At 36.4% G+C, this 26,868-nt stretch carries 22 protein-coding genes; 5 read left to right on the forward strand and 17 right to left on the reverse strand.

What is annotated here, in order from left to right; all coding sequences use genetic code 11:
* Positions 1 to 203: 203 nt before the first annotated feature.
* Entirely contained in the window at positions 204 to 1,427 is a 1,224-nt protein-coding gene (gene gltS, locus VSAL_RS19545; RefSeq protein ID WP_012551985.1) for a sodium/glutamate symporter, read from the forward strand.
* A gap of 77 nt (positions 1,428 to 1,504) precedes the next feature.
* Here the strand turns inward: gltS and VSAL_RS19550 are convergent, their stop codons facing one another.
* From VSAL_RS19550 to VSAL_RS19580, 7 genes are all read right to left on the reverse strand, one after another.
* The gene (locus VSAL_RS19550) at positions 1,505 to 3,133 is read right to left on the reverse strand and encodes a methyl-accepting chemotaxis protein (RefSeq protein ID WP_012551986.1); all 1,629 of its coding nucleotides are present in this window, start codon (positions 3,131 to 3,133) and stop codon (positions 1,505 to 1,507) included.
* A gap of 620 nt (positions 3,134 to 3,753) precedes the next feature.
* Positions 3,754 to 4,797: an HlyD family secretion protein gene (locus tag VSAL_RS19555; RefSeq protein ID WP_012551987.1), complete on the reverse strand. Its 1,044-nt coding sequence runs from the start codon at positions 4,795 to 4,797 to the stop codon at positions 3,754 to 3,756.
* 5 nt (positions 4,798 to 4,802) lie between these two features.
* Complete coding sequence (locus tag VSAL_RS19560; RefSeq protein ID WP_231850930.1) at positions 4,803 to 6,029, reverse strand: glycosyltransferase family 2 protein; 1,227 nt, start codon at positions 6,027 to 6,029, stop codon at positions 4,803 to 4,805.
* A 238-nt stretch (positions 6,030 to 6,267) separates the two neighbouring features.
* Entirely contained in the window at positions 6,268 to 6,597 is a 330-nt protein-coding gene (locus tag VSAL_RS19565; protein ID WP_269447622.1) for a TcpH protein, read from the reverse strand.
* A 477-nt stretch (positions 6,598 to 7,074) separates the two neighbouring features.
* Positions 7,075 to 7,311 carry a hypothetical protein gene (locus VSAL_RS24135; RefSeq protein WP_269447623.1) on the reverse strand — a complete coding sequence of 79 codons (237 nt, stop codon included), beginning with the start codon at positions 7,309 to 7,311 and terminating at the stop codon, positions 7,075 to 7,077.
* Between the two features lie 351 nt (positions 7,312 to 7,662).
* Positions 7,663 to 7,953, reverse strand: coding sequence for a DUF413 domain-containing protein (locus VSAL_RS19575; protein WP_012551990.1), 291 nt, complete (start codon positions 7,951 to 7,953; stop codon positions 7,663 to 7,665).
* 146 nt (positions 7,954 to 8,099) lie between these two features.
* On the reverse strand, positions 8,100 to 8,324 hold the full coding sequence (locus tag VSAL_RS19580) for a hypothetical protein (RefSeq protein WP_012551991.1): 225 nt from the start codon (positions 8,322 to 8,324) through the stop codon (positions 8,100 to 8,102).
* Positions 8,325 to 8,498: 174 nt separating this feature from the next.
* On the opposite strand from VSAL_RS19580, the gene VSAL_RS23030 reads away from it, so the two are divergent.
* Together VSAL_RS23030 and VSAL_RS19595 are read left to right on the forward strand one after the other, a co-directional pair.
* A protein-coding gene (locus VSAL_RS23030; protein WP_085941784.1) for an IS630-like element ISVsa8 family transposase occupies positions 8,499 to 9,505 on the forward strand; the annotation gives its coding sequence in 2 pieces (ribosomal slippage) (positions 8,499 to 8,877 and positions 8,877 to 9,505; 1,008 coding nt in all).
* A gap of 501 nt (positions 9,506 to 10,006) precedes the next feature.
* Positions 10,007 to 10,669, forward strand: a complete 663-nt coding sequence (locus VSAL_RS19595; protein ID WP_044583584.1) for a DedA family protein — start codon at positions 10,007 to 10,009, stop codon at positions 10,667 to 10,669.
* 57 nt (positions 10,670 to 10,726) lie between these two features.
* Here the strand turns inward: VSAL_RS19595 and gnd are convergent, their stop codons facing one another.
* The 10 genes from gnd to lolC form a co-directional block, all read right to left on the reverse strand.
* Positions 10,727 to 12,175 (reverse strand): decarboxylating NADP(+)-dependent phosphogluconate dehydrogenase, encoded by a 1,449-nt coding sequence (gene gnd / locus VSAL_RS19600; protein ID WP_012551993.1) that lies wholly within the window; start codon positions 12,173 to 12,175, stop codon positions 10,727 to 10,729.
* Between the two features lie 35 nt (positions 12,176 to 12,210).
* Positions 12,211 to 12,933, reverse strand: a complete 723-nt coding sequence (pgl, locus tag VSAL_RS19605) for a 6-phosphogluconolactonase (protein ID WP_012551994.1) — start codon at positions 12,931 to 12,933, stop codon at positions 12,211 to 12,213.
* Complete coding sequence (zwf, locus tag VSAL_RS19610) at positions 12,930 to 14,432, reverse strand: glucose-6-phosphate dehydrogenase (protein WP_012551995.1); 1,503 nt, start codon at positions 14,430 to 14,432, stop codon at positions 12,930 to 12,932. Before zwf ends, pgl begins: the two co-directional genes overlap by 4 nt.
* A 150-nt stretch (positions 14,433 to 14,582) precedes the next feature.
* Positions 14,583 to 15,629 carry an HlyD family secretion protein gene (locus tag VSAL_RS19615; protein WP_012551996.1) on the reverse strand — a complete coding sequence of 349 codons (1,047 nt, stop codon included), beginning with the start codon at positions 15,627 to 15,629 and terminating at the stop codon, positions 14,583 to 14,585.
* 33 nt (positions 15,630 to 15,662) lie between these two features.
* Positions 15,663 to 16,544, reverse strand: a complete 882-nt coding sequence (locus VSAL_RS19620; protein WP_012548944.1) for an IS982-like element ISVsa6 family transposase — start codon at positions 16,542 to 16,544, stop codon at positions 15,663 to 15,665.
* Positions 16,545 to 16,641: 97 nt separating this feature from the next.
* Positions 16,642 to 17,955: a glycosyltransferase family 2 protein gene (locus VSAL_RS19625; RefSeq protein WP_012551997.1), complete on the reverse strand. Its 1,314-nt coding sequence runs from the start codon at positions 17,953 to 17,955 to the stop codon at positions 16,642 to 16,644.
* Positions 17,948 to 19,306: a TackOD1 domain-containing metal-binding protein gene (locus VSAL_RS19630; protein ID WP_012551998.1), complete on the reverse strand. Its 1,359-nt coding sequence runs from the start codon at positions 19,304 to 19,306 to the stop codon at positions 17,948 to 17,950. Before VSAL_RS19630 ends, VSAL_RS19625 begins: the two co-directional genes overlap by 8 nt.
* Before the next feature lie 133 nt (positions 19,307 to 19,439).
* Positions 19,440 to 20,684 (reverse strand): lipoprotein-releasing ABC transporter permease subunit LolE, encoded by a 1,245-nt coding sequence (lolE, locus tag VSAL_RS19635; protein WP_012551999.1) that lies wholly within the window; start codon positions 20,682 to 20,684, stop codon positions 19,440 to 19,442.
* Positions 20,684 to 21,400, reverse strand: coding sequence for a lipoprotein-releasing ABC transporter ATP-binding protein LolD (gene lolD / locus VSAL_RS19640; protein WP_012552000.1), 717 nt, complete (start codon positions 21,398 to 21,400; stop codon positions 20,684 to 20,686). Before lolD ends, lolE begins: the two co-directional genes overlap by 1 nt.
* Positions 21,393 to 22,601, reverse strand: coding sequence for a lipoprotein-releasing ABC transporter permease subunit LolC (gene lolC, locus VSAL_RS19645; RefSeq protein WP_012552001.1), 1,209 nt, complete (start codon positions 22,599 to 22,601; stop codon positions 21,393 to 21,395). Before lolC ends, lolD begins: the two co-directional genes overlap by 8 nt.
* A 183-nt stretch (positions 22,602 to 22,784) precedes the next feature.
* On the opposite strand from lolC, the gene VSAL_RS19650 reads away from it, so the two are divergent.
* Together VSAL_RS19650 and mfd are read left to right on the forward strand one after the other, a co-directional pair.
* The gene (locus VSAL_RS19650) at positions 22,785 to 23,354 is read left to right on the forward strand and encodes a hypothetical protein (protein WP_012552002.1); all 570 of its coding nucleotides are present in this window, start codon (positions 22,785 to 22,787) and stop codon (positions 23,352 to 23,354) included.
* 15 nt (positions 23,355 to 23,369) lie between these two features.
* The gene (gene mfd, locus VSAL_RS19655; protein WP_012552003.1) at positions 23,370 to 26,825 is read left to right on the forward strand and encodes a transcription-repair coupling factor; all 3,456 of its coding nucleotides are present in this window, start codon (positions 23,370 to 23,372) and stop codon (positions 26,823 to 26,825) included.
* The last annotated feature ends 43 nt before the right edge of the window (positions 26,826 to 26,868 follow it).

Here is a 26,868-nt window from a genome sequence, read left to right on the forward strand (position 1 = left end):
TCAGCCTTTTTATTTATTACTCAGCACCCACCCTCTTTACTTTTATATCGAGCAGAATAAATACCCCTCTTAATCATGGCTTAAATTAGATATATGAACTTTTTATGACAGTGAATATTTATAGTGACTTTATCAATAACTTATCATAATCTCGATCGTTCATACCCAACACCTATTGGTTAATAACCATACCTCGAGACACTATGACAAACACTTTATCTATTGGCGCTTTAGAATCGTTCTTGATTGCTATCGCTGTGCTTTTTCTTGGTCATTTCATTAATTCAAAAATTAACTTATTTAAGAAATACAACATACCAGAACCTATCGTCGGTGGATTAATTGTTGCTTTTGCTATTACCCTTTTGCATTTTCAAGGGATAAGTCTTGAGTTCTCATTACCATTGCAAAACATATTCATGCTTATGTTTTTTAGTACCGTAGGATTGGCAGCCAATTACACACAACTGCTTAAGGGGGGATCTAAAGTCTTCCTATTCTTAGCCGTCGCGTCTTTCTATATTTTAATTCAAAATGCCGTTGGTGTTAGTTTAGCAACCGCAATGGGATTGGATCCTCTGATGGGACTTATTGCAGGTTCAATCACATTATCAGGCGGCCATGGAACGGGTGCAGCTTGGTCTCAGACCTTTGCTGACACGTACAATTTAAACACTTTAGAGCTTGCTATGGCATCAGCGACTTTTGGTTTGATTATGGGGGGGTTGATCGGGAGTCCAATCGCACAAAAATTAATTCATAAACACAAATTAGAGTCTGAGTACGCCGTAGGTACAGATACTCATGCTCGTTTTCCTGAATTAGTCACTTATAATGAAAGAGAAGAAGATAAAGTAACCTCTAAAAAAGTCATCGAGACGTTATTCATATTACTCCTTTGTGTTGTCGGCTCTGAGCACCTCAGTAATTTTGTGGATAGTTTTGGTATTTCTTGGCTTAAAATTCCTGATTTTGTTTACGCTTTATTTATTGGTGTTTTCATCACGAACCTAACGGAAGTGACTAAAATCCACAAAATTGATACGATAACCGTAGATATTTTGGGTACGGTTTGTTTATCACTTTTCTTAGCAATGGCATTAATGAGCTTAAAATTGTGGAATATTTTTGACCTTGCCATTCCTTTCTTGATTATCTTATCCGTTCAAACGGTAGTCTTAGCGCTTTTCTCTTACTTTGTAACCTTCAGGGTGATGGGATCAAACTATGATGCAGCGGTAATGGTAGGTGGTCATTGTGGATTTGGATTAGGAGCAACACCAACAGCGGTTATGAATATGGGGTCATTAGTGTCTCGATTTGGCCCTTCCCCTCAAGCCTTTATGGTGGTTCCAATTGTCGGAGCCTTCTTCATTGATATAACTAACTTAATCATTCTACAAGCGTACATTAGCTTTATTGGATAAATGACGGTTAATTATTGACAGTTCATCATAATAAATGAGTAAGAGCTTAGATTCACTCTAAGCTCTTACTGGTTAATCTACAAAGTAAACTGGTCTATGTTTTTTGATAACGAAGAAATACTCTCGTTCATGCTTTCAACTTGCTCAGAAATCACATTTGAAATCTCCATACAAACTTGAGACATATCTCTTACGTTTACCGCATTTCCGTTAATTTCTTCAATAACACAAGTTTGTTCTTCACTTGCTGTTGAAATCTGATGACTCATATCTGAAATAGAATTTAAGTTATTATCTACAATTTCAATATTTCTTCTCGATACAACAGACTTATCAACACATTCTTTAATTGTATTCTGACTTAATTCCATTTTTTCACTTACATCGAGTGTTTTAGATTGTAAGTTAGAAATAATTTGATTAATTTCAATCGTAGAATGTTGTGTCTTTTGAGCTAACACCCTTACTTCATCAGCAACGACTGCAAAGCCTCTTCCCTGCTCACCAGCTCTTGCTGCTTCGATAGCCGCATTTAATGCGAGCAAGTTTGTTTGATCTGCAATGTTACTGATCATATCTAACACACTAGTGATTTTATTACTGTCATTACGTAACTCAGAAATCAGCACATTACATTCATCAATTTCGGTCGATGCGACACTGATAAATTCAGAAGTATCTGAAACTATTTGCTTAGTTTGGTTACATTCTTTAGATGCATCTGTTGTAAAGTTAGCAGAATTACTAATATTATTAGCAATCTCATTTGATGCACACTGCATTTCGTTAATAGCTGTCGCTAACATATCAACAGAATTAAGCTGCTGTGTAATTGCCTTTTCATTATCTATTGATTGTTTGTTCATTAACTCAAAAGCGTCATTACTTACCTCAATACTCTCTTTAACAGCATTAATCACAGTAACTATTTTTAATCGGAAAGATCGTATAGATATCATGATGCTACCGATTTCATCATTCACAAAATCTTTACTATCAATAAAATCACACACTTTTCCGTTACGAAGGTCTAAAGTAATAAATCGTTCCAACGAAGTATTAATGAGAGCAATACGACGATTTAGGTCTCTCGATATATAGAACCCACTCACGATAGAAATGAATATTATTGTGATAATGATAAACATAGCAAAATATAATGTATCTAAACGTTCTTGTTTTGAATTTTGTCTATAGTCTTCTAAGAAAACATCAATCTTAGTAGATAATTCATTAATATTATTATTTATTTCACTAAAAACGACAAGGCTATCACTCACTAATTTATTTCTTGGTTCAGATATTCTATTACTTTTTATTTCGTTAATGTATTTAATATAAGTGTTAATTTCATTATTTAACGTATCTAATCTTGTTTTTTCTTTTTTTATTACGTCCAAATCAAAAGTTCGATATGAGTCTAAAAGAGAGCTCATATCATAAATTAATTGGTCACGCTCTTTGATATCATTATCATTTTCAAATCTAATGGATATAAGCGCTAAATCGGCTCTTCTTAACGAAATTAGTTTCTTTTCAAATGAGTCAAACATTTCTGATGATTCAATCACTTGTCTAAATAAAAACTGTTCGGTCTTATCATTATCAACATAATTAATATAAATAATATTTAATGCAACAAATAGACCTATTGCATTAAATCCGACTAAGAATAATATTTTACTTCTTAATGAAATATTTTTCATTTACTAAACCTTTTTACCTTACTTAAATTAAATTGGTCATACTACGTAAAATCCGTAAATTAAACCATTATACTATTTATATATTTAATTAACCTTCAAGTTATTAAGTATCTTTTTAAACTTAATACATTGGTTGACTATTTTTTCATAATTTTTATTACTAAATTTAGAATGAGTCAATTCATTGATTAACCACTCATTCAATTCAGTTAATTTAATTTAATGATTGAACTTTCATTCTTTATCATAAGTAAAGGATCTTTTTTAACCGCAAACTCTAATACTTCACATGAATCTGATATTTTATATTTTATATTTTATATTTTATATTTTATATTTTATATTTTATATTTTATATTTTATATTTTATATTTTATATTTTATATTTTATATTTTATATTTTATATTTTATATTTTATTTATTAGAAAATCATAATCTATTTTCATTACTTTATTATTCCATAATAATTATTATTTTAATGGCATAAGCTTACTCTAGGTAGAGCATAAAAATACACAAGCGTGTTAATCAACAATAGTAATGTTAATGATCAATGCTTTACATTACCAATTATAATTAATTACAGAGGGTTATCGCTTAATTATATTATTGTAATTAACTAAAACGAGACATTAACTGGCATACCCTCCACCCAAGAAACTCCATTCAACTCATTGATAATATCAACCTTTACTTTAAGTAGAGCCTTGGTGCCCTCAAAAGGTTTGGCTAACTGAGTTGGTAATTTCGATGCCGTTTTAATCGCCAGAGATACTTCTCCTTTTAGGCGAACTCCACTTGGTAAAATAATGGTGACTAATGAGCCCTCTTTCGCTTTATCGATGTATTTTGGGTTTAAATACGCAATGACAAATGGGGGTAACTTTGATGAAACTGTTGCTAAATAATCCCCCTCTTTAACTCTTTGCCCTATGACCGCATTAATTTCAACAATATTACCAATGTAAGGTGAACGTATAAAAAGAGAATCATATTGACTTAATTTAGTCACTAATTCTTTATTTAAATTTCGAATCACTCCAGCGATAGCACCTGCAATATCCCTTTGATTATCATCAATTTTAGCTTTCGAATACATTATATTAGCATTTGTTACTAAATTCTGAGCATTACTATACATCCCAAGAATAGCAGCGTAATCAACCTGAGATACTTTTCCTTCTTTTATATATTTATCATAATTTATTTTTATTCTATTTATATTAATAAAACTAGACTTAGCATTATCTATTGCTAGAGTATAATATGTTAAGTTATCTTTTTTAATTTTGTTATTAACCTTTATTTTTTTCAATTCATGTCTTAAAAAAATGATGTCATTATCTAAAGCAGAATCTTTTAGCTCCATTAAAAATTGATTACTTGAAACCTCGTCACCTTCTTTTATATTAATAGATTCAACAACTGCATCTTGAGATGCAGTTAATATCACAGGTTCTGTCGTGATGATACCGGGTGCAATCGTTAATACGTATTGTTGAAAAAAGTAATATAACATCGCAAATATTGGGCTTAATACCAATGCTAAAATGGCATACCAACGTATACGGTAACCACTTCTTTTTGCATTACCATACAATACCTTCATTCCATTATCGGTCGTTGGCTGTTTATTTTTTTCTAAGTGAAATTTAACTTTCATAATGTCTAAAACCGTTTTCCACGTTTAAGAACCCACCATGGGGCCATACTTGATTCTTCATGACTTCTTCTCGTTATCTCATTAATCATTGAAAATGCAGTAATCATTCTCATAAATAACGCATACAACGGATATATTGGTAACCAAATAGACAACTTAATATCTTCTTTAGATCGCTCTGATACTAAACAAATATAAATCATAAAAATAATGAATGTTATATAAACTAGATATATACACATTAACATTGATAATACTACGGTCATAGGATAAGTGATTACCATATATAGGCTAAAGATAACCATTAATAACGGTAATACTACATTTTGTAATATCCCATACACCAACGTATAAATAAAATTTCCCCACCCTAATAATCTTGGATTTAATCCTTGCTTATGCTTTCTCAAAAATAAAAAAAGTAGATCTCCATCCCAACGTAAACGCTGCATTATTAATATTTTCAAGGTATCAGGAGCATCAGTATGTCCAACAGCGTGAGGCGTAAATGCTAAACGACTACTTGGGTGGCGCCCTTTGTATTGCTTTAAGCGCATAGTCAAATCAAGATCTTCAGCGGTGTGAGTATCCCAGCCTCCCACTTGTTTAATTACATTAATTCGAAATGCACCAAAAGCACCTGAGATATTATTTAATACCCCCCAATTACTCATTCCAGTTTTACCGGCCTGCATTGACATCATGTATTCAAGAGATTGCATTCGAGTCAAAAAATTAGCATCCCAGTTTCGTACACGGAGTGCCCCACCAGATGCGAGTACATTTGGATCTGAAAATTGCTTGGCCATTTTCCATGCCATATCATTATCAAACGAAGTATCGCCATCAACGTTAATAACTAATTCGTTTTTAGCTTCAGACAAACCCGCATTTAAGGTAGAAACCCGCCCGCCTCTTTGCCATTTTGGCACAACCCTTACCAACCTCATTTTATGAGAATGATGTCGATTTTCTCCCTCTAAAGCGGCTTGGTATGTATCTTGATTCTGTTTTGCTCCATCGACCACAACTAATATTTCAATATTGTTGGGGTATATTTGCTCAACTAGCGTATCAATCGTTTGCCTAATCGCATCACCTTCACCATAACAAGTAATGATAAAACTTATTGAGGGAAAGACTGTTGGTTCACTGTTATCTGCACTCCATGACCAACGAAAGACACCAGAAGCAACCAAAATAAATAACGGCAATTCAATCATGATCATCATTGGAAAAAAGACAATCCACTCTGGATTTTTGGCTGATATAAAAAGGAACAATTAGAAATCAAGTAAATACCTTAGATAAAAAGACTCTTACGAGATGATACTAAAGTTATATTTAGCTCATCACCAATAAGCCGGAATTTACAGGAATTAAGGTAAAAATCAAATTATAATTAATTACAATCGCTTGTAATTAATTATAAGACCATAACATTAATAAAATGAATAAGTTATGGTGAAATTAATTGTTATATGTACAAAAAAAACCTATTTTCTTCAGGTTTTTACTCGCCGTTGGTAGGGTAACAAAGCAAGAATCACCTAATGAGTATATATTAAATATATAGTAATTCGTGCCGTCATATGCATAAAGTTGCCCCTGAGATAAATCATAGTCAACAATAAATTTACTGACATCACTAATCGATGACACAGAAGCATCATCACTATAATGAGTATTTAAAATATCAACAGAATCTAGATATTTAACGTATTTAACGTTGTTTTCATTAATCGCAATAGTACCAATAAGTTCTACTTTATAGAATTGATGCCATACAACGATTATCAATAGATTAATAATACTAATTAATAGTAATATTTTTGAAATTCTTATTTTCATAGTTTATATCGTACACCGAGCTATTTTATTCGTTATATCAAGTTCACACTCTTGTTTCTTTGATTTTAGTATGAATTTATCTTCCGATAATGGGGTAAAGCTAAAATCCTTCATCTTTGTGATTTCACTTAATGGTACTAAATCAAAAAAGACATGCTTCTCAATACAATAAATTAAAGAAATACTAGATAATGAGAACATAAGTATTAAAAAACCAAGTATGATGATGCTTTTTCTTTCATTAATATTTCTAGTTATTCTTAATGGTTCTATTAATTTTTTAGGCTCTTCTTCTACTAATACATCTATATCATCTTCTTGAATATCTACCTGTAGCGAAATTTTCTCTACTTTATTTATTTTGTATCCATTTCCTTTAATATTCTCTATAACATCTCTATCTATATCTTTAATCGCAACTCTAGTTCATTTAATTAATTGAGGGATACTTTCATTTGATATCCATTGTGTACCCCATAAAATGTTTTTTATATTTTCATTTTTACAAACTAAAGGGTATTCTTGAATCAATAAATTCAAAATTGACGAAACTAAAGGTGTCGTTGAACCGTATTCATTTTTACAACTAACAGCATCATCTAAAGAATCGTATAATTTTTTTGATATCGGATTCCAATAGATTTCATTAAGTTTAACAATCATATATTACTCACTTAATAATCACCTAATATATACTCAACATAAATAAACCTATTTATGTTTAATGTCAATAACTTACTAATAAAAAATAAGGATAATAGAATAAATTAAAACATATTTAATTATATTAACCATTCAATGAAATTAAAATAAAAATCGTTAAGTACCTTGCCTTAAAAAGAACGACATTTAGTAACACTACTGCAATAATTCAGACCAAAGTTACACTGTAACAGTTTTGTGTGGAAATATATATTACATAATATCTTTATGTCTTACTTTATTAAATACCACTCTATTTAACTTGATTTATAACAATATATAAACAATAAACGAATTAAGAATGGAACCAACCTAATTCTCGTATGGGTTACCACATAATGTATGTAGCTTGGTTTTCGTTGTACTTAAGTTTATGTATTTCAACCAGCATTTTGCAAGCAGGGATGCCTCTTTATTCCCATCTTTAACATCATCAATAAATTGTTTTTCTATACTACTATTCGGTATTAAAGAGCCATTTAAAAGCCCTTTCATCGTGACTCCATGATAGTTTAGGACTTCAGCTTCTTTAACTGTAAATCCTTTTCTATTAAACCCTTTAGGGAAATGAATATCGTCATAGAATCTACTGTTTTTTCTCATACATAACCATAATTTAATTATTTAAACGACTGACATTATACAAAAGGTTGTAACTGATAAATCACAACACATTAAGCAACTTAAAATAAATAACCAAGATCAATATACATCGCACTCACAAAGCTAACACCCGCACGATCAGATAATTAATCACTGCTTAATGAATAAGTTAATGAGGTAAGATCATCACCAGATACCCTCTCAGTAGAGAAAGATGTCGTGAAGTAACATGAAGTTGCAGAGTTAAGGTTCCACGCAAGTTTCTCTGATTCTTGGAAATAGCCCATGCTATCAATATAATGTGTTATTTTGGCTGATGATGCAGGGAGAAAAATACTGATCAGCAACGCTGTCACATGTACTTTATTCATAAATACGGCCCTAAGAATAACATTATAATGGTTGTTATTTATTCATTACTATTTACGGTGCTTTTATTTGTACTTAAGTAGTTAATGATAAGTTTTCGAGAATGAAGATTTCGCCTTTACCATATATCCATATGGTATTAAAATGAGTATTTTAACGTCAGTGTCTATATCATAATGAAAGCAGTTAATCCTTTAACAGACAATGAAAAAATAACCCTAAAAGAAGCGATCGCTAATCATCCAAAAAATAGAGTAAGAATACGAGCACATGCGATTATTCTCAGTGATAAAGGCTACTCTATTTTAGCGTTAACTGATATTTTAGACGCTAAATTTGAGACCATATCGTCATGGATAGACCATTGGGAAGCCTGTGGAATGCTCGGATTGTATGACGCTGTTCGTATAGGTAGAAAACCTATTTACACAGAAGCAGAAGTATATCGTTTGAAGTCATTGGTTGATGAAGAGCCACATCAACTTAAACGAGCACAAGCAATACTTGAAGAAGAAACAGGTAAAAAATCCAGCTTAGACACTATTAAACGAAATATAAAAAAAGTGATTACAGTTACAAAAGAGCCCGACACTCATTAAAGTTAAAGCGTGACGATATGAAATTCAATAATTTCAGTAATATATTGAATTCATTGATTGAAATGGAACGTACGAATAAATGTGAACTCTTTTATTTTGATGAGTCAGGCTTTAGTCAGAAATCTAATCTTCCTTATTGTTGGGGACCTATCGGTGTTCAATCGCTAAGGCCTGCTCATTCACACAGCAAACGGCTCAATGTTCTTGGCTTCTTAAGTAGACAAGGTAAATTGAGTTTTCAAACAACGGAAGGAAGAGTAACTACCGATACAGTAATTGATGCATTTGAGCACTTTATCAACGCACGAAAAAACGATAAGCCATGCTTTATTATCTTAGATAATGCCTCTTTTCATAGGTCAGCAAAATTTAAACAAAAATTGCATGAGTGGTTGATGAATGATGTATTAGTTTGTTATCTACCACCGTACTCTCCAGAGCTCAATATCATTGAGATATTGTGGAAGAAAGTAAAATATGAATGGTTACCATGTGAAGCGTTCAAAACGTTTGAAGACCTCAGTATTAACATCAAAAACATATTAAATTATTACGGCGAAAAATTCACAATAACTTTTGCGTGACTACTTAACTGGCTCTTGAATATCGAACCGTCTTTGTTTATAAATATACCTTAATTAAAACACCAATCAAATTATAGTTAAATCAATAGTTTATTACATAAATTACAATGTAAATTATATTTATAATACTCAGCCCCAAGATTACGAACAAAAAACAAGTATTTATTTGATTGCAAACTGTCATATATATATTTATTTTCAAATAAAATAATTACATTGATTATTAATACCACTTTGTATTTAAATTTCGTCTATAAGTACATTTTTAAGATCATGGCATTTTTAACACTCACATAGAAAAAATTAAACCTATTGATAACCAAATCTAGCCAAAATATCGTATCGAGATTTTATTTTTTTGAGATAACAAACATAAATCACATATTTATGTGAACTTTTTATGACAGTGAAAATTTATAGTGACTTTATCAACCACTTACCTTACTCTCGATCTTTCTTACCCAACAAGCTAACTACTTGAATTTCGTCTGGAGAATGGCGATGTTTGATTCATTTCTTTCTATTTTAACCGCCCTTTGGCAACAAGATTTTGCAATACTACAAAATCCAAGTAGTGCTGCAATGATTTACTTCTGCCTTATTTTATTCATTTGGCTAGAAAGCGCATTTATCCCTACAGCCCCACTCCCTTGTGATAGTGTCGTCATCCTTGCTGGATCTCTTGCTGCAGCAAATGTAATTAGCTACCCTGTCATCGTCACTGGACTTATCATGGCAGCAGCCATTGGCAGTCAATTGGCTTTTATTCAAGGTCGTTGGTTGCATAAGTTTCCAATGATTCAAACATGGATAAACGCAGTGCCAAAAAACCGACTACAAACCGTTGATAATTTATTATCAAAACACGGATTATTAGCATTATTTGTTGCGCGCTTTATTCCGGTTGTTCGCCCTCTTCTTCCATTAATGATGGGCTTACGAATGAAGCAAGTACGACGCTTTCATTATTTTGCGTGGATTAGTGCCATCATTTGGATTTTACTGCTCACAGGCTTTGGGTATTCGTTATCTTTCTTACCTGAGCGCATTTCAAAAATCGTAACAATGGTATTAATGGCCGCACCAGTAATTACTCTCGCTCTTGCTATCGGCAGTTTTTTAAGTAGCTATTTTATTAAAAAATACCGAAAACGCCTCTATTAAAAAAAAGCCCTTAATTCATTACAAGTTAAGGGCTTTTTCATTTATACATAATACAGACTAAGAGTTATAAGTTGTTGACGAAACATCGCCACCTTTACCAGTCCAATTAGTATGGAAGAACTCGCCTCTTGGTTTATCTAAGCGTTCATAAGTATGAGCACCAAAATAATCACGCTGTGCTTGCAGTAAGTTAGCGGGTAAGCGGGCTGTTGTATAACCATCTAAGAACGTTAATGCCGATGTCATACAAGGCATTGGAATTCCCACTTCCATTGATTTAGAAGCAACTTTACGCCATGCAGTTAAGCTGTTTTCTAAAATAGTCTTAAAGTAAACATCTGAACCTAAGAACGACAGTTCAGCATCCGTATCATATGCATCACGAATATTGCCTAAGAAAGCAGAACGGATAATACAACCGCCACGCCACATTAGCGCCACATTACCGTAATTTAGATCCCAACCATTTTCATTTGACGCTTCACGCATTAACATGAAACCTTGAGCATAAGAAATAATCTTAGATGCAAGTAACGCTTGGCGTAACGCATCAATCCATACTTGCTTATCGCCTTCAACTGCAACGGTTGTTTTAGCAAACAATTGCTCTGCTTCAACACGTTGATCTTTTAGTGCAGATAGGCAACGAGCGAAGACAGATTCAGTGATCAGCGTCAGTGGAATACCCATATCAAGTGCATTGATACCCGTCCATTTACCCGTACCTTTTTGGCCGGCTGTATCAAGGATTTTTTCAACTAACGGCTCACCATCTTCGTCTTTATAACCAAGAATATCCGCTGTAATTTCGACTAAATAGCTATTTAACTCAGTCTCGTTCCAATCAGTAAACACAGATTGCATTTCATCATGATTCATACCTAAACCATCTTTCATGAATTGGTATGCTTCGGTGATTAGCTGCATGTCACCGTATTCGATGCCATTGTGTACCATTTTAACAAAGTGACCAGCACCGTCGTTACCAACCCAATCACAACATGGTTCATTGTCATCTGTTTTTGCAGAGATAGCTTGGAAGATTGGCTTAACAAATGGCCATGCTTCTGGTGAGCCTCCAGGCATAATTGAAGGACCAAAACGAGCACCTTCTTCACCACCAGAAACACCAGTACCAATAAAGTAAATGCCTTTTTCTTTAAGTGCAGCTACTCGGCGGTTTGTATCAGGGAAGTTTGTGTTACCACCATCAATAATGATGTCGCCTTTATCTAGTAAAGGAACAAGGTTATCAATAAATGTATCAACAACGTCACCAGCACGTACCATTAACATAATTTTGCGTGGTGTTTCTAGTTTCTCAACAAGTTCTTCCAATGAATAAGCACCAACAATATTTGTGTCTTTTGCTGGTCCTTCTAGGAATTCGTCTACTTTTGTCGCTGTACGGTTATGAGCAACCACTTTAAAACCGTGATCATTCATATTAAGAATTAGATTTTGTCCCATTACAGCAAGACCAATTACACCAATATCACCTTTCATTTTTCTCTCCTAAACTTTGTTTATTCCAGCATTCATTATTTATTAGTAATTTGAGCTGCTGCGTCCAAATCTAAAAACCACTCAGTCGTACCCAACGTTGATTGGATATTTGCTGCGGGATAAGGCAGCTGACTTGCTGGTGTTGTGTGAATTTCGTGTACGATTTCTGCTTTTCCTTTGCCTAGAACAAGGTAGCTGATGCGTTTTGCCGCCTCTAGTACTTTGGCTGTTTTAGATACTCGGCGCTGACCTGATTCTGGATGAACAGCAACAATGGCAAGATTCGAATCATTATAATCAGTAACATGTGGAAAAAGAGAAGCTGTATGCCCATCAGCACCAACACCTAATAGAATCCAGTCAAAGACTGGAATACCATTTTCTGTTGGGATGCACTCTGCCATTTCTTTTGAAAAACGAATCACTTCTTCTTCTGGTGTATTTTCACCACGGATACGGTGAATATTCTCACTGGGGATAACAATGTGAGAAAACAACAGTTCATTCGCTTCACCATAGTTACTTTCTGCATCATCAGGAGAAACACAACGCTCATCTCCCCACCAAAAGTTCAGATTTTGCCACTCAATGCTTTGTGCATATTTATCAGTAGCAAGTAACATAAACAACATCTTAGGCGTGCTTCCACCAGAGAGAGACACATGTACTGTTTTACCTTGTTCACTCAGTCTCTTTAGCTCATCAGCCAGGCTAATAACCACTTGTTCTGGTGTCTCTAAAATTTGATGATTTATCATAATTCGCAATAATCCGTATCGGTTAAATTTTTACAAGGAAAGCGCCACGCTCGATCATCGCGCTCTAGCAGCTGATCGGCTTCTTTTGGTCCCCACGTACCACAAGCGTAACCAAATAAAGATTGAGGGTCTTCCTTAAAATCAAGAATTGGCTGTACAAACTTCCAACATGCATTAACGGCGTCACTGCGAGCAAACAGAGTCGCGTCACCATTAAGTGCATCCATCAACAAACGTTCATACGCTGTCAGCATGTTTGTTTCTGCTAGCGATTGATAATGAAAATCCATCGAAACATCTTTTACTTTAAAACCAGAACCCGGCTCTTTTAAGCCGAAACGCATCTGAATGCCTTCATCTGGTTGAATACGAATAACCAATTTGTTTTCAGGTGCATCTTTAGAAAAAACAGGGTGTGGCGTTTTCTTGAAATGTATAACAACTTCAGTCACACGAGTCGGAAGACGTTTACCAGTACGGACATAGAATGGAACCCCATTCCAACGCCAATTATTAATAAACATTTTCAAACCAACATACGTTTCAGTACGAGAATTATCATCAACACCATGTTCATCACGGTAGCTTGGTAATAAATTACCTCGAACTTCTGATTCAGTGTACTGACCCAAAACGAGGTTGTTTCGTAAGTCATCTTCAGAAATTGGTTGTAAACTTTGCAGCACTTTCGCTATTTCATCACGCATCGAATCGGCGTTAATAGCTGAAGGCGATTCCATACCAACCATTGCAAGCACTTGTAGCAAATGGTTTTGGAACATATCACGCATTGCACCAGAGCCATCATAATAACCACCACGCTCTTCAACACCAAGAGATTCTGCACCCGTGATCTCAACATACTCAATGAAATTTCGGTTCCATAATGGCTCAAACATAATGTTTGAAAAACGCAATACTAATAAGTTCTGTACGGTTTCTTTACCTAAGTAATGATCAATACGGTAAATTTGATGCTCTTCAAAATACTTATGAATTTCTTTACCCAGTTGTAACGCAGATTCCAAATCATAACCAAACGGCTTTTCAATGATAAGACGTTTCCAACCATTTGATTCATCGTTAAGGCCATGAGCCGCTAAACATGCAGGGATAACACCGTACAAACTTGGAGGCGTTGCTAAATAGAAAAGCGTATTTCGTTCTTTTATTTGATATTTATCTGCAATTTCATCTAATTTGGTTACCAGCAGACCATAGTCTCCTTTGTCAGAAGTATTAATTGCTTGGTAATGAAGGTGTTCACAGAATGCCGTTAACGTTGCAGGATCGGTTTTTTCCATTTCTTGCAATGATTGTTTCAACTTCTCTCGATATGAATCGTCATCATACTGAGTACGACTTACACCAAGAATAGAAAACGACGCTGGTAATTGATTGCTAGCATACAGGTGATACAAGGCAGGAATAAGCTTACGATAAGTAAGATCACCAGAAGCACCAAAAATTACGATTGTATTGTAGTCTGAGATTGCCATTATTTTACTATCCGATACAAATCAAGTGAGCAAGTATATTAAAAAGTATATCTTAAGAATGCTAATCATTTCTAACTATTTTATTAATAGGTAAAACCGATGTGAAATCAAATCATCATCATTCTTATTCGCTCAAGAGTATAATTTGATCTAAAAAGACACTTCAACGGGCATCCCTTCAACCCACTCTCCTTCAAGTAATCCGCCTAAAAAGGTTATCTTCACTTTTAATAATGCTTTAGCTCCTTCAAAAGGTTTTGCTAATTGAGGCGGAACTTTTGAGGTTAACCCAATAGAAAAAGACACCCTTGCTTTCACCTTCTTTCCATTAGGTAGTGTCACCATCACTTCGGTTCCGAGCTTTGCCTTATCAATATGCTTTGGATCTAAATAGCTAATAACAAATGGGGCGACATCAGGTGAAATCGTGACTAAGGGATCTCCTATGCTCACTCTTTGCCCTACCAACGTATTAATATCAATCACTAATCCCATATAAGGTGCTTTTACGGTAAGCGTCTCTAATTGATTTAGTTTCGTGGTCAAATTTTGATTTAATGCACGAGTTACCTGAGCAACGCCACCGGCTAACTGTCTTTGCTTATCCGCAATTTTAGCTTGATTTAGAGCAATATAGGCACTAGTTAATGAAGTTTGAGACGCATTATATATACCAATAATAGCGGCATAATCAACCTGAGACACTTTTCCCTCGTTAGCGTATTGGTCATAATTCAATTTTATCTTCGTTATTTTTTTCAGATTATATTTTGCGGCTTTAATTGCCGTAAAATAAGGAGATAAGTCCTCTTCTGTGTTCTCACTTTGAAAGGCATTCAATTGCATCAACTCTTCTTTTATAAAAAAGATGTCTTTTTCTAATATTGGATCATCCAATTGCATAAGCGTTTGATCAAAGAGTACAAATTCACTGTCTTCAACTTCTATCATTTTTACGATGCCATCTTGAGCTGCGGTTAACGTTACGGGACCCGTTGTGATAATCCCTGGAGCGACGATAAATAAATACGGTTTTAAAAACGTATACCCCATGATGAAAATTGGACTTAAGATAACAGCTAAAATAAAATACCATCGAATACGGTAGCCACCACGCTTTGCTCCGCCATACATTACTTTCATGCCATTATCGGTGGTCGGTCTTTTGCTTTTATCTAAGTGAAATTTAACTTTCATGATAATTAACCTGAATTCTGGATAAAACATGCTTTAAGCGAGGATTAGTTCAAATTCACATTCTGATAGCTTAATTCGTGGCTTTTGTTTTTTTAAACAATAAGCCACAACGCCTGAAATTACATTTAGCATGAAACCAGTCACGCTACGATGACGGCTATGTTCAATTTGAGAGATATTCTTCAATTGGTCATTTATCGTTTCGATAATGTATCTCTTTGATAACATAGCCTTATCAAAAGCACTTATCTCTTTTGCTTTCATGTTTTTTCGCGAGGTAGTCACTAAATCGACATCAGAGTTCTTTAAGCTCTCACTCAACTTTTTACCTATGTACCCTTTATCAGCGTACAATTTCCCCGAGAGTTCTTTGCATAAATCAGGTACAGGAGTCCTATCATTTACATTGCCAGCTGTGATTTTCAGCGAAATAATTTCTCCAAGATGGTTAATCAATAAATGAAGTTTGAAGCCGAAAAACCATCCCATGGTACCTTTTCCTCTTTTCGCAACACCATCAAAGACTTTATGGCGAGGAATTCGAATGTTATGGCATACTTTAAGACTCGTGGAGTCAACAAAAGCAATGCCAGTCGGCTTACCTTTGATAGATTGAAAATAGGCACACATTGGGGCGATTAGGCTAGGCATTTTGCTCACAAATCGAGTGTAGCTAAGTAAATTTGGAAAGTATCCTTTCCAATATTGATGAACTAACCCGATATAGAAGTTCTTGAAATCTCTATGATTTGATTGATGAAAAGCGATGACAATAGTCATACATTCACTAGTAGACATTACTGACTGACGTTTTCTTTTTCTCTCACTAGCCTCAACAAGGTATTTTTCCCATTGAGATAAGAATTGATAACAAAAATCATCGACATCACAAAATATATCAACTAATTTATTCATCTTGCCCACCTTTTAAAATACGTTCAAATAATTCTTGGTCGAAAGATCTGATCGTTAGGTGGGCAATTAGTTCAGCCTTATCCAGAATTCAGGTTAATTAAAACCTTTTACCTCGTTTAAGTACCCACCACGGAGCCATACTCGACTCTTCGTGACTCCGTCTAACAATTTCATTAACCATTGAAAATGCGGTAACAAATCTCATAAATAATGCATAAAAAGGATAGATAATTAACCACAACAGCATTTCTCTGTCTTCTTTTACTCTTTCAGAAATAAGACAAAGATAAACAAGAAAAGTGAGCGCGATAAAAAATAAATAGATAACGTACAAACAACTGAAAACAGCGAATACAACGGTATTTGGAAAAGAAAGAAAAAGATAAAAATTAAATAATGTGATCAATAAAGGCAGAAGAACAGCTTGAAGCACCCCATAAACCAACGTATATAAAAAACTACCCCATCCAAGTAATTTAGGAGTAAGCCCTTGTTTATGCTTACGAAGGTAAATAAAGAGTAAGTCACCATCCCAACGTAATCGTTGTGACATTAATCCTGTGAATGTTTCCGGAACATCGGTATGACCAATCGCTTTGGGAGAAAAATCCAATTCAATATTGCGATAACGACCTTTATATTGTTTTAATCTCATCGTCAGATCCAGATCTTCTCCGGTATGCGTATCCCACCCTCCAACTTGTTTGATAATAGAGCGACGAAATGCCCCAAACGCCCCCGATATATTATTAAGTAATCCCCATGTCGCCATTCCTGTTTTACTGGTTTGCATCGACATCATGTATTCTAATGCTTGCATCTTAGTCCAAAAACTCTCATCACGATTACGAACTCGTAATGCGCCACCACACGCAATCACATTAGGATTTGAAAACGATTTTGCAAACCGCAATGCAACATCATTATCAAACGACGTATCACCATCGACATTAATCACAAGATCGTTTTTTGCTTCCGCTAATCCTGCATTTAAGGTTGAGACTCGTCCTCCCCTTTGCCATTTAGGCAATACTTTTAATGTTCTGTTTTCTCTCGATTGATGTCTGTAAACCCCATTTAACGCCGCATGATAAGTCTTTGGGTTCTGTTTCGCCCCATCAACAACGATTAATATTTCAATTTCACCTGGGTATATTTGTTCAGCAAGTGTATCAATCGTTTGGGTAATCCCATCACCTTCTCTATAACAAGTGATCACAAAGCTTATGGATGGTGACACATTAGCTACCGAATGATTATCACGCCAAGACCAGCGTAAAACACCAATAAAAACAAACAACATTAACGGGACTTCAACAACCAACATGATGGGTATAAACGTAAGAATAAGTTCCCAATACGCGCCAAGTGTCCCCGTAATGGTATGAAGCACATATTGAAACTCACCCATGAGCTATGGCCTCAAAATGCGTGGCTAACCATCCTGAAGCATTGTTCTGTAATTGCTTGTCAGGCAAAGACCAGATATACACATTAAGATCAATCAGATCCGACTCAATGCTATCCGCAATACCTTTAATTTTATGTTCAATAATCGGACTGGAATCTGTCGGTGTCATTGGCATGAGAAGTAACAATATCTCATTGTCATACTGGCAACAAATGTCGGTATCTCTTAAAATCCCATTAAAATTATTTGATATTGTATCAATCAATTGCAACCGTTTAATTTCACCAAATTGATGAGTATAGTTTTCTATCCCTGACACTTTCACGCCGAGTAAAACATGACTTTGTTCATGCCTAAGCGCTAATTTATTAATCCAAACAAGTAAGTTATGAAATGATGTTTTATCGATCAAACCATTGAGCGTTAACTCTTGTTCTACGGCTCGTCTTCCATACACCATTAAATTACTCACTTGCTCTCCTACTTTAAATTCGTGAATTGGACGAACCACTAAGTCATTAACTTCATTGACAACAAAGCAAGATAAACAACGAACTCTCACGACAGATTCAGAGAAAGATAAATGACAATCACCACAATGATAGCGCTCTAATGGTCTATCGTAATCCACACCAATATGACGTAATTTAGTGAAACAATTAGAACATTCTAGTTTCTCTTTTTTGGTGAAACTTTCTTCTTTATCGATATGACCACATGTAAAACAATGCAGAGAAATGATTTCATCAATATTTATGCTTTTGCATGCGGGACAAGTCTCAATGTAATTCAAATGCCCACTATTGCATGACGGACATAATCTAATTTTATCGAGTGTTTTTTCTTTCTCTACATACCCCATTTTGTCTGCTAATTGAAAATAATGATAAGGACTGTCCTCTACTTTTGAATAACAATTAAATAAAGGATAGTTATAAATCGCTTGTTGATCACTTTGGCATATTGGAGATAAACGGCGATGAGGAGCTAACCACAACCACGCAAGTAATTTATCCGCAGGTTCCTTTTGAATTAAGGCGAGCTTCTCTTGATGTAATACCCAACGATCTTGGTAATTAAACGGATTCCAAATACCATCAGATAAATATGGACTCAATAAACTCTCTTGCAATACATACAAAAGTCCATTCCAAATCGGTAAATGAGTATGTAAATACAGTAAGGCGTTATTTTGATCTTTAGGAGATAACGATAGGATGCAAATCGCAGGGGTTTCTAGTGCCAATTCTTCAATGCTATTAACATAAACAAAGTTAATCTCACTTTTATTGATCGGAATATCGTTACCGACAACATAAATAAGTACTTCATTATTAACTTTTGAATTCATACTATTACCTCATAAAATAAGACAATATGTAGGTAATCCCTTTACCGTTCATCGTTTAATTATAGCTACACTTTCTCTTTTTACATAAAAAAGGCCCCTAATAATTAGGAGCCTTTGTATAAATCAAACGGCCTTACTTTGCGCTGAGTACCGCTGCTGGGTGCAATTGACTTGCTTTTCTGGCTGGATACCATGTCGCAATTGAACTTAATAGAATCGCGGTACAAGTTACAATAGCCACATCGCTCCACACTAATTGTGAAGGTAAGAAATCAACAAAATAGATATCACCCGATAAGAATTGATGACCAACTAAAGATTCAAGCCCTTTAATCATTGGCGTTAAATTCAATGCAACTAATGATCCCAACAAGGAGCCTGCGATACTCCCCGTCACACCAGAGAAAATACCTTGGCAGACAAAGATGCGTTTAATTAACCCATCGGTTGCTCCCATTGTTCTTAAAATAGCGATGTCGCCAGAGCGATCTTTTACTGCCATCATTAACGTCGAGACGATATTAAAACAAGCCACCCCAATAACTAAAACCATCACAAGGTACATGATTGAGCGTACAAGTTGAATATCTCGGTATAGATAACCATATTTTTGAATCCAGCTACGTAAATACACATATTCGGTTAGTGTTCCGCCCACTTCTCTTACTATGTCTTGTGCTTCTAATACATCACTCACCTGCAAAGAAACACCAGAAACGGCTTTACCTAAATTAATGTATTGTTGTGCATCTTGCAGAGGAATAATCGCTAAACCGTGATCAACTTGCCCACCAAGTGACAATAATCCCACAACTTGCAAACGTTGACGCTTTGGTGAACGCAATTGCTTATCGCTGTTCTCGTCAGGGATCAACGCCGTGATCCAATCTCCAACATTAACGTTTAAGGTATCCGCAACGCCTTTCCCTAAAATCACACTTTGCTTATGGGCGGAAAACGACTCCCAAGCCCCTTTATTAATGTATTCAGGTAACTTAGATACTGAAGTTTCCAAGACAGGATCAACCCCTCTCACTTCAACCGCTTTTAATTTACTGCCTCTTTCTAATAACGCAGTAAAACGAACATAAGGTGCGGCCCCTGTCACTTTAGGGTGCTGCTTGGCTTGCTGCATCATAGTTTGCCAATCTGTGATCGGGTTTTTTACCCCTTCAAGCTCAGCATGAGGAATAACCGACAACACTCGATTCTGCAACTCTCGTTCAAATCCATTCATGGCAGAAAGACCAATAATGATCACCGCCACGCCAATCGCAATGCCTAGCGTTGAAGAGATTGAAATGAACGACACCATTTTATTGCGTTGCTTTGCTCGAGCAAAACGACCTCCAATAAAGAGAGAAAGCGGAGAGAACATTACGACTCCTGGTCTTGAACTAGATTAGAGCGAACCGTTTCAGTAATAAAACGGCCATCTTGCATACTTAATTGCTTATCCAATTTAGCAGCCAAAGCCGTATCATGAGTAACCACTAAAAATGCAGTGCCTGACTCTTGATTCAACTCACGCATGAGATTATAAATATCCAATGCCGTTTGATGGTCCAAGTTACCGGTAGGTTCATCAGCTAATACCAGAGCAGGTTTATTCACTAAGGCACGTGCAATCGCAACACGTTGGCGTTCGCCACCAGAAAGTTCAGATGGACGGTGCTCAATACGATGAGCAAGACCCACTTTTTCAAGCAATTTTGTCGCTCTTTTCGTTGCTTCTTTCTTATTAATACCACCGATTAATAACGGCATCGCTACATTCTCTAGTGCACTGAAATCAGAAAGAAGGTGATGAAATTGATACACAAACCCAATATGTTGGTTACGGATTTTTGCTTGCTTATTTGCACTCAATTTCGTTAATTCATTGCCTTGGAAATACACCGTACCCGCAGTAGGATCATCAAGCGCACCAAGAATGTGAAGTAATGTACTTTTACCGGAACCTGACGAACCAACAATCGCAACTAATTCGCTTTCATTAATTTGAAAATCAACGCCTTTAAGCACTTTTGTTTCCATCGTGCCTTCTTGGTAAACCTTACGAATGCCCTGACAAACTAATAATGGGTTACTCATATCTTAATGCCTCTGCTGGTTGTACGACTGCCGCTCGATAAGATGGGAATACGGTCGCTAATAAACTTAATAAAATGGCTAGAATAATGACTACACACACTTGTAATGGTTCAACCTCTGCTGGTAAAGAACCACCAACAGTAAATAAAGATAACCCAAATGTAGAAAGGATAACATTTATGTTACTGGCAAATAATGCACCTAGTGCACCACCAACAATCGATCCAATCACACCACTACTTGCGCCTTGCACCATAAAAATAGACAGCACTTGGTTACTTGTCATTCCTTGGGTTTTTAAAATCGCGACTTCCGCTTGTTTCTCCATCACCACCATAATAAGAGCTGAGATGATATTAAACGCGGCAATGGCAACAATTAGACCAAGCATTAAGCCCATCATATTTTTTTCCATTTTTACCGCTTGAAATAATTCACCGCGTTGATCACGCCAATCACTCCATGTCATCTCGTTTTTTAGAGGCAATTTAGCCAATTCAGTGACTTGGAAGGGGTCATCGAAAAATAAACGCCATCCAGTAATATTGCCTTTTTTAAGCTTCATTAAACGCGCAGTGTCTTGAATATTTGCGACCATTAACTGACCATCAACATCCGAACCCGTATTAAATACACCCACCACTTTAAAATTGCGCTGGCTAGGAATTCGACCTAAAGGTGTATATTGACTGGCGTTAGTTACCATTATTCGCACCGTATCACCGTAACGAACATTTAATTCACGAGCCAGCTTCGAGCCAAGAAATATACCGTATTCTCCTGCAGCCAATTGACGGATATTGCCAGAAATTAATTCATAGGCAATAGGATCATATTCATCTGGGTCAATACCAACAAGCATGCCAGCGCTTAAGCCTTTCGCACTCTGAATAATCGCTTCCCCTCGAACGACTGGCGTAACTTGAGTCACATGGGGCAAACTTGCCACGTAATTTCGGTCATCATCCGATGGGATAATTTGATCGCTTTCACTTGAAATAACCGCTTGAGGTAACACCCCTAAAATACGATCTTTAAGTTGTCCTTCAAACCCATTCATAACCGACAATACGGTCACCAAAGATAACACGCCAATCGTGATACCTGCGGTTGACATATAAGAGATAAAACGACTGAACCTATCGCCAGAACGCCCTCTTAAATATCGTAATCCTATAAATACTGATACTGGATGAAACATAAATTCTCTCAATCACACTTAGAATAGTGATAATAATGGGTATACCCAAGCAACTTAGGGGCACAGTCTATCACGTAAAATACTGGTATTTATTCCTTTTTTTACTATCTTACCTAAGATTAAACACTTGCTGATGCGCATTGACTTCGCCATAATCAGAGAATAATAAATAGAGGGTCGTTTATGTCACACAATGAATACTTTTCGGTTCACTATGATCTAACGATCAATGTAGAACCTCTTGCTGTAGATGATTCATTACCAAACATGGACACGTTTGAACGTGAAATCCCTGCGCCCTTTCGAGTCGCACAAGAATGCAGTGCACTTGATGATGTTTCAGAACGCGAACTTTCTTTCTTAAAACAAGATGATGGAAAGCGCCTTGCTAGCTACCTGAACAACCAAGACAAAAAACTAAACCTTCTTCTGTCTTACTTGTTAATTCAACAAGACAACAAAGATTATCGTTATAAAACCACCACGTTTGGCGCAAGTAAGTTTACTTTTGAAAGTAAAACACCACTAATTCAAGGCCAACATACACGTGTGAAATTGTTTTTAGAGCACCCACCAGCGGCAATTTATTGCTATGCAAGTGTGACACTATGCCAAGAAACAGACTCTGGATTTATGATTGAAATGAGCTACGATCGCCTACGCGATATTGATCAAGATTTGCTAATAAAAGCGGCGCTCTTTCAACAACAAAAAATCCTAAAACTTCGCGCTCAAGAACGCAACTTAACTTAATTATTGAATATCCTGATGCCTATTACTAATTTACTGTCATTATCATTACCAACAAAAGCCAATGATACCCGCTCTGTTGGTAATCTAACGGGCTCATCTCTTGCACTTGCTATTGCAGAGATAGAGCAACAACACACTGGTCCTATCGTGGTTGCGGTTACCGAGCCACAATTGGCGTTTCGTTTACAAAATGAAATTAACCAATTTAGCCAACAGTCTGTCGAGGTTTTTCCTGATTGGGAAACACTTCCTTATGACAGTTTCTCACCGCATCAGGACATTATTTCAGATCGCTTATCGCGCTTATATCATTTGCCTAAGCAGAAGAATGGCACGCTAATCGTTCCGGTAAGTACCTTATTGCAGCGACAATCACCACAATCTTTTCTGCACAAGCACGCCTTAGTAGTAAAAGTAGGTGATCATCTGTCGTTTGATAAACTCAAGCTGCAATTAGAAAAATCAGGCTACTTGCACGTTGATCAAGTCATGAGTCATGGTGAATACGCAAGCCGAGGGTCCATATTAGATTTATTCCCAATGGGGAATTCTCTGCCTTATCGTATCGACTTTTTTGATGATGAAATTGATACCATCCGTCAGTTTGACCCTGATAATCAACGCACGATTGAAGAAGTAAAATCAATCAATCTACTCCCTGCTCACGAATTCCCAACGGATGATGTAGCGATTGAAGATTTCCGTATTCGTTGGCGTCAGCGTTTTGATGCGCGCCGTGAACCAGAATCCGTTTATCAACAAATCAGTAAAGGGGCTTGGCCTGCTGGTATCGAATACTGGCAACCTCTGTTTTTTGATGAAACAGAAACCCTATTTGATTATCTACCAGACAACACGTTATTAGTGACGATTGGTGATATTGAAAAAGCCGCAGATGATTTCTTAGCGGATGCTGAATATCGTTACGAGCAACGTCGTGTTGATCCTCTTCGCCCTCTTCTTCCTGTGAATGAATTGTGGTTAAGAACGACCGATATGTTTGGCTTCTTCAAACACTATCCACGAATCAAATTAGCGAAAGAACCTGAGATTGAAAAAGCCGGTCGTTTTAATCCTGATTTATTAGAATTGCCTGAAATTGCTATTCAACATCAGAATAAAGAACCGTTTGCTCAATTCCGTCAGTTCTACGAAAAATTCAGTGGCCAAGTCATCTTCTCTGTTGAATCAGAAGGTCGCCGAGAAGCATTATTAGAATTATTAGCACGTATTAAGCTAAAACCTTCTATTTGTGATTCCTTAAAAGACGCCGTAGCGCATAAGAACAAAGCGACGTTAGTGATCGGTTCTGCTGAGCGTGGTTTCATTCTTCAAAACCCATGCGTTGCCTTTATTTGTGAAAGTGACCTACTGGGTGAGCGCGTAATACAGCGTCGTCGACGTGGTGACAACAAAGCCGTTAATAGCAATACCATCATTCGTAACCTTGCTGAACTAAAAGTCGGTCAACCTGTCGTTCACTTAGATCACGGTATTGGTCGTTATATGGGGCTTCAAACATTAGATGTTGGTGATATGCCAGCAGAATACATGATGTTAGAGTACCTAAACGAAACGAAACTGTATGTTCCCGTGTCTTCACTTAATCTCATTAGCCGTTACTCAGCCGGCGCAGATGATTCTGCACCAATCAGTAAGCTAGGCAGTGATGCATGGGGCAAAGCTCGTCGTAAAGCCGCAGAGAAAGTCCGCGATGTAGCCGCAGAGCTATTGGATGTTTACGCCAAGCGCGCCATTAAACTTGGATTTGCCTTTAAACAAGATAAAGAAGCTTACGCTGATTTCAGATCAAGCTTTCCGTTTGAAGAAACGCACGACCAAGAAATTGCGATTAACGACGTTTTATCTGATATGTGCCAAGCAAAAGCAATGGATCGTCTAGTTTGTGGTGATGTTGGCTTTGGTAAAACAGAAGTCGCAATGCGTGCCGCGTTCTTAGCAACAAACAATGAAAAACAAGTGGCCGTATTAGTTCCTACGACCCTACTTGCTCAACAGCATTTTGAAAATTTCCGAGACCGTTTCGCTAACTTCCCTATTCGTGTGGAAGTATTATCTCGATTCAAATCAGCCAAAGAACAAAAAGAAATTTTAGCGGCAACTGCAGAAGGTAAAGTTGATATTCTGATCGGTACGCACAAATTATTACAAGACAGTATTAAATTTGATGATCTTGGTTTATTGGTTGTGGATGAAGAACACCGCTTTGGGGTTCGTCAAAAAGAAAAAGTAAAAGCAATGCGTTCGGATGTTGATATTCTGACCCTAACCGCGACCCCCATTCCAAGAACATTAAACATGGCAATGAGTGGCATGCGTGATTTATCTATCATCGCAACGCCTCCAGCTCGTCGTTTAGCGATCAAAACCTTCGTGCGTGAAAAAGCCGATGATGTCATTAAAGAAGCGATTCTTCGTGAAATCAAACGTGGTGGCCAAGTCTATGTCTTACATAATAATGTAGAGACCATTGAAAGCGCGGCGAAAGACATTGAAAACCTGATCCCTGAAGCGCGAGTTACTTTGGCTCACGGTCAAATGCGTGAGCGTGAATTAGAGCGCATCATGGGTGATTTTTATCATCAACGTTTTAATGTTTTAGTCTGTACGACCATTATAGAAACCGGTATCGATGTTCCAACGGCCAATACCATTATTATGGAGCGTGCCGATAAACTGGGTCTAGCGCAATTACACCAACTGCGTGGGCGTGTTGGTCGTTCTCACCACCAAGCGTATGCGTATTTACTAACGCCTCATCCAAAAGCACTAAGCAAAGATGCCGTTAAGCGTTTAGATGCTATCGCGTCTCTTGAAGACTTAGGAGCCGGTTTTACTCTAGCAACACACGATTTAGAAATCCGTGGTGCGGGTGAATTACTGGGTGATGGACAAAGTGGGCAAATCCAATCCGTTGGTTTTACGCTTTACATGGAAATGCTAGAACAAGCCGTTGAAGCATTAAAAGAAGGCAAAGAGCCCTCTTTAGATGATTTATTACGAGAACAAACCGAGGTCGAATTACGCTTACCCGCGTTAATTCCAGAAGAGTATATCCCAGATGTCAATACTCGACTGTCTCTCTATAAGCGTATTGCTAGTGTTTCAAGCAATGGCGAATTAGATGAGCTTAAAGTTGAAATCATTGACCGTTTTGGCTCTTTACCTGAAGCGGCACAAACATTATTAATCAGCGCAGAAGTTAAAATGCTTGCTGCATCGATAAAAGTGAAGAAATTGGAAGCTCACGGCAATGGCGGTTACATCGAATTTGAACCAACGGCAGACATTAATCCAATGTTCTTAGTTGGATTACTGCAAAAAGACCCAACCGGGTTTGCTTTAGATGGACCGACTAAAATTAAATTTATAAAAGACTTAACAGAGAGACAAGTGCGAATTAAATACGTAATGGACTTGCTCAATTTGTTTAACGAAAATAGAATCTAGTAAATAGTTACATAAAATAAGAATAATCAAGCCATGGCGATCA

This window comes from Aliivibrio salmonicida LFI1238 (assembly GCF_000196495.1).
Classification (GTDB): Bacteria; Pseudomonadota; Gammaproteobacteria; order Enterobacterales; family Vibrionaceae; genus Aliivibrio; species Aliivibrio salmonicida.